This window comes from Nitrososphaerales archaeon (assembly GCA_025058425.1).
GTDB lineage: Archaea > Thermoproteota > Nitrososphaeria > Nitrososphaerales > JANXEG01 > JANXEG01.
In genome coordinates this window covers 1-12,602 of sequence record JANXEG010000004.1, presented here as the reverse complement: position 1 = coordinate 12,602, position 12,602 = coordinate 1, and the positions used below count along the sequence as shown (strand labels likewise).

The window sequence follows — 12,602 nt, the reverse complement described above, 5'->3', positions numbered from 1 at the left end:
TACAAAATCATTTAACTTTATTAAGGTTTATTTGCCGAACCTCCTTACCCTCTTTTGGTAGGTCCTTATCGCCCTCATCAGATCGATCTTACGGAAGTCCGGCCAGTACACATCGAGGAAGACGAGCTCACTATAGGCACTCTGCCATAGTAAAAAGCCACTCAACCGTTCTTCACCAGACGTTCTTATAACAAGATCCGGTTCAGGATTTGGTAGATGGGCTGTATAGAGATTTTCCTCAATGATCTTTTGGGTGATCTGGCTAGGTTCTATCTCACCTTTCTTCACTTTCTCTGCAATCTTCCTTACAACTTCAAGGATTTCGAGCCTTCCACCGTAAGCTATAGCGATATTGAGGAAATAATCTGAATAGTTCTCCGTATCCTTTTCAACCTTATCTAAGATCCTTCTGATCCTCTCGGGTAAAAGCTCCTTCTTGCCCAAGGTCTTTACCCTTATCTTATACTTATGGATTCGTTCGTCATTCATCAACTTCTGTAACTTTTCCTCGATGATTTTATACAACTCGTTGAGCTCCTCCTTATCTCTCTCTAAATTTTCCGTCGATAAAACGTAAAGTGTGAGTGTTTTGATCTTAAGATCACGGCACCACTCTAACAATTTTTCAGCGACTTCAGCACCAACTCTATGGCCGATATGCTTCGGATAGGAATGGTTCTCTGCCCAACGTCTATTACCATTTAAGATGAGGCCCACGTGCTTTGGAGTTTCTCCATTCTCGATTTGAGTTTGAAGGTACTTTTCATATATTTTGTACATACCAATATAGCGCAGAATTTTATTTAACAAGGTTAAGATGATCCCTCCGAAAGCTTTCGACTCCGAATATATTCGTAGATTACAATCACTATAAAGAATGTGCCAGCCAATCCAAGCAGTAAAAAGGTTACTAATGTGACGGGTGTCGTTTGGCCGATGAGGATTAAAGAAAATTGATAGATGGGGAAGTAGAGTAAGCTTAAGATCACCAGAGTAAGGATATCTCTAAATACCTTAATACTTTTTATTAGAGCATGTGAGAGGAGCATACCGCTGAAGAAGATCCCCAAAGCTATCCACAGGTAGAAGAGAGATTCTTGAATGAAGAATCCTATGAGGGCTGGACCGTACTTGAGTATAAGATGGGGCTCTGCCAGTATCATCGAATATTCGGGGATTTGGCCGATCTTCGCAAAACCTTGCTGAAAGGCGGCCCCTCCTACTAAAAGGCTCGCCAACGTTGAGAATAATTTAATATACCCCGATGGCTTGAGCTTCGTTAAATGAGAAAGGGCCCTATCTATGCTAAACCCCCTCGCAATCAGTGCTGCACCTATAATACTTAGCATCACGGTCATCGCTTCTTCGATCAGGCCAAGGTACGTCATCAGGCCAGTAATTAAAAGGAGCAGACCGGGTACACCGAGAAAGTACTTCGAATACCTCGGATCGAATACCGCCATACGCAGATAACGCCCTAATACCATGTAAGATTCTTCAATACCTCTACTGTGCTTGACCGCTACCCTTTTTACTGAGACGATAGGAAGAATCCCCTGTAGAATGGGCACTACTGCTTCATCTTCGAACCCATCAGAAACCAGAGCGATGCCATCTGCAGGAAAGGTCTTCACCACCTTTCGAGTTTCGCGACCGATCTTTTCATCAGCCTCGACACCCCTTTCGAATTTGCCAGATACGATCGCCACTTCAGCTTTATACTCCTTCTTGATAAGTTCATCGTAGAGTTTGATCGCCGCGAAGATCGTATTGGCATCGGCCTCTTCAGGGTCGGCGATAGCTAACTTTACTGCAGCATCAAGACAGTTCTTTCTTCCAATTACAGGGGTCTTCACACCCGCTTTATGCTCCAAATCGTTATCTCGATCTACACATAATACAATGATACTCTTTGTGAGAGCTGTATCACTAGTATCAGATACCATGCAACTCCCCCTTCAAACACACCTCAGTATCTTAGTGATAAATAGCGATTACTCGACACTTACATAGTTCGGTGAAGTTTTAGATAAATTTGTCGTATAGATCAAGATATAGAGTTACCATAGCTAACAGAGTTACCAGAGTTACCATTACCCTTAAAATCTTCATCCAGAATCAATTTCAATTCATGAAATGTTAATTTCTTTCCTTGAAGAAGCCTCTCTTTCGCGATACTTTGAGCCTTTTCTAATAATTGTCGCTCCTTCGCCTTGACCATTTTGATCTGCCCATCCTTCATCCCTTTGATCAAATCCCTTCTCTTCTGTAGAAGCTCTTTTAAACTCTTATCGATATTGCTTATAGTAACACTTAATTCGACGATCTTCTCATCGACCGATTTCACTTCATTTAAAAACCTCTCTTTGGTCTTGTACGCTTCTCTCAACCTTTCTTTCACACTGAGAATCACCTCATGTATACTCGATCTTTTATCGTCGATCTCTTTTACCTGATTCGAAAGTGTCTTCACATCACCGATCAGCTCGACGATCTCTCGCTTCGCTCTATCCAACCTCTTCCATGCTTGTAATTTTAATTCCAATTCCCTGATCTGTTCGATTACCTTCTTTTCTTCGTCTCTTGAGAGACTCTGTGTTTGAATCTTCCACTCCAACTCATTTAATCTACTATTCAAAGCTTTACCTTGCTCGATGATGTGTGATGAATCTTTGGGTAAGGTCTGTTTGATGATTTTGATCCTCTGCCTCATCTCCTTTATCCTCTCGATCAACTCCTTACGCGGTGATGAGATCGTGGAAAGTTGATCTTGGTAGAGCCTAAGCTCTTCCTTTATCTTCTTAATCTTCTCTGAAGTTTCCTTTACATTCGCTAAAAGTTCACGCCGCTTCGCCTTTAACTGCTTGAGTTTGTTGATGAGTTCTGTTCGATATGCAAATTTAGACGCACATTCTTGCTCGATAGATTCGATATCCACATTCAAGGACTTCAATTGGTATCGATCGAATCGGGACAGAAAAGTCTTTCGTTTTACGATGATAAAGCGCGCTTTATCCTATATTCAAATTTAAACTACACATTTATAGATATGTTATCAAATTCTGTAATTAGGTGTAACTTCTGAATAATTCGATAAGGGTCTGGTTAATCACTGGTGAGCCGGGAGTAGGTAAGACTACAACCTTACTGAAGGTAGTGAATATGATCAAATCTCAAGGCTTTATAGTGGGTGGTGTTGTATCCAGGGAGTTAAGGAGTGGTGGGGCAAGGGTTGGATTCGAATTGATAGATATAAATTCGGGTCAGAGAGGGGTTTTAGCATCTATCTCACAAGATGTAGGTCCTCGCTTTGGACGTTATCGCATAAACTTAAAAGATCTGGCCGAAGTAGGTGCTAACGCTCTTAAATGGGCTATCGAAAATTCCGATATAATCGTGTGTGATGAAATCGGTCCTATGGAGCTATTTAGCCCCGAATTTAGAAGGGCGGTAATTGAGGTATTGAAATGTGGCAAACCTGTGATCGGCATCATACACAAACGAATGAGAGATCCATTACTCAATGAATTAAGGTCTGCACCCTACTGTGAGTTGATCGAAGTCACGTATGAAAATAGAGATAAATTACCGGATATAATTGCAGATAAAGTCCTCGCTCGATTAAAGAGTGAGGTTAAATGATCGTAGCAGGAGTGGATGATGCGGGTAGAGGTTCGGTGATGGGGCCATTGGTCATAGCTGGTGTAAGTATCGAAGAGAGCCGATTGAATGGACTTATCGATCTGGGTGTTAAGGATTCAAAACTCCTATCTCCGAGTAAAAGAATGAAATTATATCAACTTATTCGTAACATAGCCCATAAAATCTCTTATTTAAAGATCCCACCGAATGAAATAGATAGATACGTCATTTTAGGAAGGAAGTTTAAAAAACTCAATTATTTGGAAGCTATTTCTATGGCAAAGGTTATCGATGAGTTAGGTTGTGATGTAGTCTACGTTGATGCTTCAGATGTCGATGTGAATCGATTTAAAGAGCAGATATCATCGATGCTGAAGAAGGATTTGAAGATCTTTTCATTACACCATGCAGATAGAATCTATCCGATCGTATCGGCTGCATCCATCATCGCCAAGGTAGAGAGAGATCTAGAGATTGAGAAGTTAAAATTGAAGTATGGAGATTTTGGTAGTGGTTATCCTTCTGATCCACGCACACGAGAATTCCTTATAAAATGGGTGGAAAAGTATAATGCATTCCCAGACGATAGTCGAAAGTCTTGGAAGGTATGGAAGAAGCTTACAAATAAGACGCTCGACCTATATACAGATTTTAAAAAGAACTTCATTCAATACTCATCAAAGGATACCTCTTAAATTCGCAACATAACTTTCTGGAATGAAGTATGATGGAGCTCCATGAATAGGAAGGTTGAGAGCGAGGTTGAGAGCACACCACCTTTCGATATGCCTTCTTAAGAATGATTAATAATGAAGAATTTAAGAATAAAAAATAAAATGTCGATCTCTATTCTCTGAATTCTCTGATTATATCCATCCACGGGCGATCATCGTATCAGCGATTCTCCTCGCAGCCAAAGCGTAAGCGGCATTCCTGAGAGAGGTTTTATGAGTATCTGCGAATGATAAAACATCCTCAAAGGCTTTTATCAATGTCCTTTCGACATCATCGAGCGTTTCCTTCTCCGAGATCAATAGACCGGCTTTGCTCGTCCTCCATTCCTCATAACTCGCAACGACACCGCCCGCGTTCGCAAGTATATCTGGAATAACGGGTACTTTCCTATTGTAAAGGATGTTATGGGCCTCCTTGGAGAGTGGAGCGTTGGCACCTTCGATGATCAACCTGGCCCTTACCGAAGATACGTTACGCTCCGTTATAACATTCTCAACTGCGGCGGGGATTAGAATATCTACATCTAGAGAGAGGAGCTCCTCATTACTTATCGATGAACCATTGAACCCTCGAACCGTCTTTTTCTGGGAATTGTACTCTACGAGTGGGTCTAAATTCAACCCATTAGGATCGTATGTACCGCCTTGAACATCTGAAACGGCTACGATCTTTGCACCCATTTCGTAAAGGTTCTTAAAGGTCCAAAAGCCGACGTTACCAAAGCCTTGTATCGCAACAGTCACATCATTTATATCTTTATTCAAAATCTCCTCTGCCGCCCTTCCAGCGATCTTCGCCACACCATAACCAGTCGCCTGTAAACGGCCCGGTATCCCACCTATACCGATCGGCTTACCGGTCACAGACTCCCTAATATGAGTTTCGCCAAATATCGTCGCCATTTCTTTAGGGGATGTACCCAGATCTGGGCCTGCAACGTAGGCACCAGAAATAAATTCATTTCTAACTTTATGGACAAATTCACGCACGATCATATTCTTCTCCAGTTGAGGGAGATTGTAATCCGCCCTGATCCCCGCTTTAGCACCACCAAAGGGTAATTCCATGAGGGCACATTTGTAACTCATGATCTCTGCGAGTTGAATTACATCTTCAAGGTCGACGTTGGCACTGAACCTTAACCCACCCTTCGATGGCGGCCCTCTTACAGTACAATGGTAGACGAGGTAGGCATCGATACCCATCGGACCTTTACTCGGTAGGTTTACATGGAACTTGACCTTGATCACAACCTCAGGTTCCTTTAAAAGCTCAAGGGCTGTAGGTTCCAAGGATGCGAGAGTCGCGATATTCGAATCGATTATCAATTTTTACCACCAAAATTATGGATTTTCATTTATATATATTTTGATTAAATTCTTCAATTCTAATAGGTTAGATTATGGAATTTATTTACAACACATATCATTTGATCACTCCATGATCGCATCTATTAAGGCATGATCTTTATCGAAGGGATCAAGATTGATTATCTGGTTCACTCTGAAACCTTCATTCTCAAGCTTCTCAGCCTCACCCTTGAAGATTTCCTTTGGTTGCTTTGTTACATCGATACTCCTCGACTTTACAACCAATAACAGATGGCCACCATTCTTCAAATACCTTTTACAGTTTAAAATCGCTATATCGGTCTGATCTGGTTGTGCAAGGTCACAGTAGACCACATCGACCTTCCCGAATATCGAGAAGTATCTATCTGGCCTCCTTGCATCCTCGATGATCGGGATAACATTCCTTCTATACTTTACAACTCTATCGATGAACTCTCTAGCTACTCTTGGAGCGAATTCTACACCGAATAAAATCCCTTTCTCCCCTATGATATCCGAAATGTGGCTCGCCGTAGTCCCCGTAGATACTCCTAAATATAAGAGCTTGATACCTTCATCGATCGGGTTTTCTTTCAAACCTTTCAACAGTGCTGCAGCCAATTTGCTTCGAAATGGATCCCAAACTCTATACTCTAGACCATTCAATTTTATCAATCGCTCATTGTACACTTGAATACCTTCAGCCAGGTTTAAAGTTGCCAAACGTTCTTCTCCATCGACCTTCACTTTTCTTAATCTATTAACTTCCTTTACCACGCTTCTTCACCTCTTTTAGCTTCTTCCTATCGATGGTCGGAGGTTCACTATATTTTACTTTAATCTCTTCCAACCTCTTCTTTAGATCATCCTCCAACCACTTCTCCTTCCCTCCTCTATACAGATCGATCCTTGCCGCTATCGCGATTTTATTCGCAATAGAACGCGCAATCTTACCCCTCTGCCATTTCGGTGCTGAATGGACTGCTGGATGTTGAAAGATTATACCATGCTTTGGAGGTTTCGATTTTGTCCTTAAAGCCCTGAATAGGGCCTTCTCTGCGCCTAAGATCTGTATAGTGCTCGACGGTAGCTGTGCCAACTTTTCCAAACTGCCCGCTTTAGCGATCAACCTTGCACCGACCGTTGGTCCAGCGACCATCGCAACATTCGGTGCCACCTGCTCGATCGTTTCGATTACATGCTTCATCAAATACTCTTTAAGGTCGAAGAGATGAAGTATCTCCTCGCTCAACTTCATCAACCCTTTTAAATCCTCATCACGCAATTCTCCACCTTTCGAACGTAGGGCTGCATTCAATATGGCATTTACCTTCTTCTCCGGAAGATCGTCTTCGATCAATCCCTCTCTATTCAATCGATCCCTCCTTCCATACTTAACTACAAATCTGCAGTAGGTTTTAAGATCGCTAATAATAGAAGCCAACTCTGGAAAGTGAAGTCCGTACCATTCCTTCACCCTTGTAGCTAAAAGATTGATCGATTTATCTACTTCATCAAGGGCCTGAATAGACTCGACGAGTTGAAGATCGAGCTTCGATGATAACTCTCTTAACTTTGCCTCAGAACGCTCTATCGCAAAATCTCTAATTATACTTAGAGATTCCTCTTGTGAGGCTAGACCAGACCGGACCATAAGTTCAACCCTATTTAACCATATTCGGCCCAATTCATTTGCGGTAAATGTTTCTGCTTTAAAGCCCTTCTCAACCAAACTATCTCTTAATCGCTCTCCCATCACAACGAACTCATCGAACCCTTTCTCTACCGCCTTCGATAATACCTCATCGATCTCTGGTGTAAATTCTCCATTCTGAATCCGATTAAAGGTTTTGAATGGTTCATCTGCATACCTTTTTGCAAACACGATATTAAGATCATCATCCGTTACGATGATCCCTCCTTCACATAAAATTAAAAAGGCTTTCAAATCACTATACCCAAAAATTTTAAACGGTTCGTATTAAAATGTCTATTGATCATGTCGAGCATACCCGATCTATCTGTAGAGATCTCTGGATTTAAGATGAAGAACCCCACGATGTTGGCAGCAGGGATCTTGGGGGTTAGTATACCTCTATTGAGAAGGGTCTTGGAAGCGGGTGCGGGAGGTGTTGTAACAAAATCGATCGGTGTCGGGCAGAGGAAAGGTTATGAGACTCCAAATATCGTAGAGGTTTCATGTGGCTATGTGAATGCGGTCGGATTATCAAACCCCGGTATCGATGAGTTTTTGGAGGAGCTTCAAAAGTCCGATATAAGTGATATGCCGATCATCGTAAGCATATTCGGTAAATCTGAGATGGAGTTCTTCGAGCTCGTATCAAAATTGGATAAGACCGATGTAAAGGGCTTCGAACTCAACTTATCGTGCCCTCATGTTAGTGGTGTAGGTGCAGAGATTGGATCGGATCCCAATATGGTATATAAGATTACGAAAGAAGTAAAGAGGTGCAGTAAAAAACCCATATTCGTGAAGATTTCACCGAATGTTACCGATCATATAGAGATCGCCCGTGCTGCTGAAGATGGTGGTGCAGATGGTATCGTAGCGATCAATACGTTAAGGGCCATGGTGATCGATATAGAGACAGGTAGGCCGATACTATCGAATAGAGTGGGCGGCCTATCTGGCCCCGCGATAAAACCTGTAGCAGTACGGTATGTATATGATATCTCACGTAATGTAAAGATCCCTGTGATCGGTTGTGGTGGAATCAACCATTGGGAAGATGCTATAGAATTTATGTTGGCGGGTGCTTCCGCCGTACAGATCGGTACCGCTATAGCGTATAAAGGGTTGAATGTGTTCAATGAGATTTTGTATGGGATCTCTGAGTATTTGAAAAGGAAAGGCCATCACAGTGTAAAAGAAATCGTAGGTTTATCTCACAAATTTTAGATTCTTAGCTAATTATACCAGCTTTTTCATAATTTAAAATTCAATTTTTAATAGTGTTATGGAGTAAAGAAAAAATTAGAGGTCTGTGATAAGGAGAGAATTTTAGAAAGCGTAGATAATACTTTTGGTAAAAACTTTTAAGAGGTTTGTAACTTAACGCATTAGATATAGATGTTCAGATACCAGGCTGATAAACCTATCGATAGACCTAGAATCGTCTCGGTAAAGGCTGTAGAGGATGAATCACCAATAGTTAGGACTATCTACTTCGATGATGAGAAATGTAGTGAAGCGTTACCAGGTCAATTCATCATGGTCTGGATCCCGGGTGTAAAAGAGCTCCCAATAAGTCTATCTTTACCAAGTAAAAAGGGGAATTCAGCCATAACTGTAAAGCCCATAGGCCCCGGCACAAATGCGCTCTACAACGTTAAGCCTGGAGATAAGATAGGCGTAAGGGGGCCCTATGGTACACCCTTTCAACCTACAAATGGTAAAGTATTGATCGTCGGTGGAGGCACAGGCCTTGCGCCCCTCTCACTACTCTGTTATAAATACATAAGTTACTATACACATATCACAGTTATCGTAGGGGCAAGGACCTCCAATCAACTTCTCTTCATCGATAAATTTCAAGATATTTTGAAGGGTAAAGGAAGGATCATAGTTACGACCGATGATGGTAGTAAAGGGTATAGAGGGTTTGCATCGGAGGTTGCAGAAAAGCTCATCAAAACGGAGGATTTCGATATGGTGTACACATGTGGGCCCGAATTGATGATGAAAGCAATATTTAAAGCATCAGAAGAGCGTGGAGTAGCTATACAAGCGAGCCTCGAAAGGGTCATGAGGTGTGGTTTCGGGATATGTGGTAGCTGTTGTATAGATAGATACTTGGTCTGTAAAGATGGGCCAGTATTTAACACACACCAATTGAGAATTATGCAGGATGAATTGGGTGTGTATTCGAGAGATTATTCGGGTAGAAGGGTTAATATTCATTAACCTTTGAAGTTTCTAACATTATACATCCTTGAACACTCTCCATAAGGTTTGGATTACCGTTATATACACCCTATAGATATACTCAGATTGAAGGATGTCTTCTCTAGATAGAATCAGTAGGAGGATGGAGGATTATCTGAAGGCTATCTACGATGTTGTAGAGGAGAAGGGTTATGCAAGGATTAAAGACCTATCCAACCGGCTCAACGTCAAGCCATCCTCTGCAACAGAAATGGTCAATAGATTGAATAGAATGGGGCTCGTCAATTATGAAAGGTATGGTGCACTAACCTTGACCGACGAGGGTAAAAGAATTGCAAAATCTGTTAAAACGAGGCACGATACATTCATCAAACTCTTAGAAATGTTATTCATTCCAAAGGGAATTGCCGAGAAGGATGCACATGAATTAGAGCATAGATTACATCCAAAGACCATCGAACAATTTACCAAATTTGTGGAATTTTTATCGGAGCAGAGCGGTTTAGAGATTATGGAGAAGTGGACGATTTATTCAAAGAGCGCGATGAAGTAATCGATGAATAAATTAGGATTTTAAAAAATTCCTAATTTATTTAGGATAACCTATAAATGTATCGAATACCTAAAATTGCATTAGAGGATACTTCTAGCGATATTATGATCGAATAAGATGGATATAGGTGAAGATCAAGATTGTATAACCTTCGATGTGAATGTGAGGGGTTTGTACCGATCGATCTTAAAAGACCCTCTCAATATTCGTTACCTGTAAATTCATCCTTGCCGATCATATCGAAATTTGTACTAAAATCAGAGTTTGCCAGATAGATCGGTGATTCACATGGAAGGGAGTGCTGCGAAGAAGAATGAAGTACCTTTGACTGCGTTGAAGGATGGTCAAGTCGGGATCGTAACTTCTATAAAGGTAGGGTATGGTAGGGCGAAGGGTCAAGGGTATAGAAAGAGGCTCATGGATATGGGCTTCATCCCTGGTACAAAAGTAACCGTTGTAAAGTCGGCACCTTTCCATGGCCCTTTAGAGGTTCTTGTAAGAAGTTCTCGAATCATCCTTGGTAGAGATGTTGCAGAGAGAGTCTTTGTAGAAGTGGTAGAAAATGGGTAAAAAGAGGTTGCTGATAGCCCTAGCCGGGAATGCGAATGTTGGAAAATCCGTCATCTTCAACTATATGACTGGGTTGCATCAGCATATAGGCAATTGGCCCGGGAAGACCGTCGAAAAGGCTGAAGGGACGCTACACTTTAAAGGCTACACGATAGATATAATCGATCTACCGGGGATATATTCACTCTCCACATACTCTATAGAAGAATCGATCTCTCGAAGGTACATAGCTCTTGAAAGGCCAGATCTGGTGATAAATGTTGTAGATGCATCCATCTTGGAGAGAAACCTATTCTTCACTCTGCAACTGATGGAGCTCGAAACTCCGATGATCATCGCATTGAACCAGATGGACGTAGCTAAAAAGAAGGGTATTGAGATCGATGTAAGGAAGTTGGAGAAGATTTTGGGGGTTCCAGTCGTACCGACCGTAGCGATAAAAGGTATCGGTATCTTTCAACTCTTGGAAAGAGCGATCGAAGTAATCGAGAAAGGATCTATTGAGAAGCGCGAAATAAGGTATGGGGATGAGGTTGAGGAGAGAATCAACAAGCTCGTGAAGATGATTAAAGATATCAAATTTCATTACCCACCAAGGTATACAGCGATCAAGTTGTTAGAAGGTGATGAAGAGATCGAAAGAGAGATCAATGAAATAAATCCCGATATACTTTCTCTTGCGAAGATACTTAGGAAAGAGATTGAAGATCTCCATGGCCATCCTTGCTCAACTGTAATCACTTCTGAGCGGTATGAAGTCGCTGGTCGTATAGTAAGGGAAGTTCAGAGGTTAATACCTCCAATAAAGTCCACGCTGGAAGAGAAGATCCATGCATTAACGACTCATAAAATTATGGGATACGCAATTATGGCGATCTCCTTACTATCGATCTTTTATACGATCTTTACTTTTGGGAATTACACTTCATCGATCTTGACCGACTTTTTCTATGTATGGGAGCCTATCTTCAGAGGTTTATTCGGAGCAGGAGTTTTAGGAGATTTGATTTGGGGAGGGGCCATCGAAGGGATTATTGCTGGTGTAACGATCGCTTTACCCTACATTCTACCTTTCTACATAATGTTATACCTCCTAGAGGACTCTGGTTACCTAAGTCGCATCTCATTCTTAATGGATAACATCATGCATAAGATGGGGCTGCATGGAAAAGCGATAATCCCAATGATACTCAGTTACGGTTGTAACGTTCCCGCCTGCTTAGCATGTAGAATTATGGAGACACATAGGGAGAGGTTTCTTGCAGCCTTCGTATCTACTCTGATACCCTGTGCTGCAAGGAGTGTCATTATACTTGGGTTGGTCGGTCAATACCTGGGCATTCGATGGGCTTTGGCGATCTATCTATTTAATCTATCGATCGTCTTCGCCATAGGAAGGTTTGCATTCAAAACCTTACCCGGAGAGCCGACCGCTCTGATCATGGAGATGCATGATTACAAATTGCCCCATTTGGGGACTGTTTTGAAGCAGACGTGGTTCAGATTGTTCGAGTTTATAAAGATAGCCTTTCCTCTAATAATCGTAGGAAGCTTTGTAATAAAGCTTATAGAAGTTCTAGGTTTATTGGAACCGATCAATAATACGCTTGCTCCAATAACCGTTACATGGTTAGGATTACCGTACGTTACAGGCGTACTGCTCATATTCGGTGTGTTGAGAAAGGAGTTGATGATTATAATGCTTGCAACACTCTTAGAAACTACAGATTTTGCACAGATACTGAACCCCATTCAGATGATCGTATTTACTCTGGTAGCGATGTTTTACATACCATGTATATCGACGATCGCTGTTTTGGTTAAAGAATTCGGTTGGAAGGGCGCGCTCTTTATAACGATCCTC

At 41.6% G+C, this 12,602-nt stretch carries 13 protein-coding genes; 7 read left to right on the top strand and 6 right to left on the bottom strand.

Features of this window, described 5'->3' with window-relative positions; translation table 11 throughout:
* Positions 1 to 27: 27 nt before the first annotated feature.
* From uppS to NZ896_00795, 3 genes are all read right to left on the bottom strand, one after another.
* Positions 28 to 780 carry a polyprenyl diphosphate synthase gene (gene uppS / locus NZ896_00805; GenBank protein MCS7115994.1) on the bottom strand — a complete coding sequence of 251 codons (753 nt, stop codon included), beginning with the start codon at positions 778 to 780 and terminating at the stop codon, positions 28 to 30.
* Positions 781 to 812: 32 nt separating this feature from the next.
* The gene (locus tag NZ896_00800) at positions 813 to 1,946 is read right to left on the bottom strand and encodes a DUF373 family protein (protein ID MCS7115993.1); all 1,134 of its coding nucleotides are present in this window, start codon (positions 1,944 to 1,946) and stop codon (positions 813 to 815) included.
* Positions 1,947 to 2,047: 101 nt separating this feature from the next.
* Entirely contained in the window at positions 2,048 to 2,953 is a 906-nt protein-coding gene (locus NZ896_00795) for a hypothetical protein (protein ID MCS7115992.1), read from the bottom strand.
* 155 nt (positions 2,954 to 3,108) lie between these two features.
* Here NZ896_00795 and NZ896_00790 point away from each other — a divergent pair, with 155 nt between their 5' ends.
* Both NZ896_00790 and rnhB read left to right on the top strand, forming a co-directional pair.
* Entirely contained in the window at positions 3,109 to 3,642 is a 534-nt protein-coding gene (locus NZ896_00790) for an NTPase (GenBank protein ID MCS7115991.1), read from the top strand.
* Positions 3,639 to 4,337 (top strand): ribonuclease HII, encoded by a 699-nt coding sequence (gene rnhB, locus NZ896_00785; GenBank protein ID MCS7115990.1) that lies wholly within the window; start codon positions 3,639 to 3,641, stop codon positions 4,335 to 4,337. Before NZ896_00790 ends, rnhB begins: the two co-directional genes overlap by 4 nt.
* Before the next feature lie 171 nt (positions 4,338 to 4,508).
* Here rnhB and NZ896_00780 read toward each other — a convergent pair whose 3' ends face one another.
* From NZ896_00780 to NZ896_00770, 3 genes are all read right to left on the bottom strand, one after another.
* Positions 4,509 to 5,705, bottom strand: coding sequence for a Glu/Leu/Phe/Val dehydrogenase (locus NZ896_00780; GenBank protein ID MCS7115989.1), 1,197 nt, complete (start codon positions 5,703 to 5,705; stop codon positions 4,509 to 4,511).
* Between the two features lie 105 nt (positions 5,706 to 5,810).
* The gene (locus NZ896_00775) at positions 5,811 to 6,485 is read right to left on the bottom strand and encodes a fibrillarin-like rRNA/tRNA 2'-O-methyltransferase (protein MCS7115988.1); all 675 of its coding nucleotides are present in this window, start codon (positions 6,483 to 6,485) and stop codon (positions 5,811 to 5,813) included.
* On the bottom strand, positions 6,469 to 7,656 hold the full coding sequence (locus NZ896_00770) for a hypothetical protein (protein ID MCS7115987.1): 1,188 nt from the start codon (positions 7,654 to 7,656) through the stop codon (positions 6,469 to 6,471). The genes NZ896_00775 and NZ896_00770 overlap by 17 nt, the downstream gene beginning before the upstream one ends.
* 51 nt (positions 7,657 to 7,707) lie before the next feature.
* On the opposite strand from NZ896_00770, the gene NZ896_00765 reads away from it, so the two are divergent.
* The 5 genes from NZ896_00765 to feoB all read left to right on the top strand — a co-directional run.
* The gene (locus NZ896_00765) at positions 7,708 to 8,628 is read left to right on the top strand and encodes a dihydroorotate dehydrogenase (GenBank protein ID MCS7115986.1); all 921 of its coding nucleotides are present in this window, start codon (positions 7,708 to 7,710) and stop codon (positions 8,626 to 8,628) included.
* A 171-nt stretch (positions 8,629 to 8,799) separates the two neighbouring features.
* Positions 8,800 to 9,633, top strand: a complete 834-nt coding sequence (locus tag NZ896_00760) for a dihydroorotate dehydrogenase electron transfer subunit (protein MCS7115985.1) — start codon at positions 8,800 to 8,802, stop codon at positions 9,631 to 9,633.
* A 94-nt stretch (positions 9,634 to 9,727) separates the two neighbouring features.
* On the top strand, positions 9,728 to 10,168 hold the full coding sequence (locus NZ896_00755) for a metal-dependent transcriptional regulator (GenBank protein ID MCS7115984.1): 441 nt from the start codon (positions 9,728 to 9,730) through the stop codon (positions 10,166 to 10,168).
* Between the two features lie 288 nt (positions 10,169 to 10,456).
* Positions 10,457 to 10,738: a ferrous iron transport protein A gene (locus tag NZ896_00750; GenBank protein MCS7115983.1), complete on the top strand. Its 282-nt coding sequence runs from the start codon at positions 10,457 to 10,459 to the stop codon at positions 10,736 to 10,738.
* A partial coding sequence (gene feoB / locus NZ896_00745) for a ferrous iron transport protein B (protein ID MCS7115982.1) occupies positions 10,731 to 12,602 on the top strand: 1,872 nt, incomplete at its 3' end. The genes NZ896_00750 and feoB, both read left to right, overlap by 8 nt.

What these genes read in the sequence shown, in the direction of transcription:
- uppS (MCS7115994.1), bottom strand. Translation starts at nt 780, where the DNA reads ATGTACAAAATATATGAAAAGTACCTTCAAACTCAAATCGAGAATGGA.
- NZ896_00800 (MCS7115993.1), bottom strand. Translation starts at nt 1,946, where the DNA reads ATGGTATCTGATACTAGTGATACAGCTCTCACAAAGAGTATCATTGTA.
- rnhB (MCS7115990.1), top strand. Translation starts at nt 3,639, where the DNA reads ATGATCGTAGCAGGAGTGGATGATGCGGGTAGAGGTTCGGTGATGGGG.
- NZ896_00765 (MCS7115986.1), top strand. Translation starts at nt 7,708, where the DNA reads ATGTCGAGCATACCCGATCTATCTGTAGAGATCTCTGGATTTAAGATG.
- NZ896_00760 (MCS7115985.1), top strand. Translation starts at nt 8,800, where the DNA reads ATGTTCAGATACCAGGCTGATAAACCTATCGATAGACCTAGAATCGTC.
- NZ896_00755 (MCS7115984.1), top strand. Translation starts at nt 9,728, where the DNA reads ATGTCTTCTCTAGATAGAATCAGTAGGAGGATGGAGGATTATCTGAAG.
- NZ896_00750 (MCS7115983.1), top strand. Translation starts at nt 10,457, where the DNA reads ATGGAAGGGAGTGCTGCGAAGAAGAATGAAGTACCTTTGACTGCGTTG.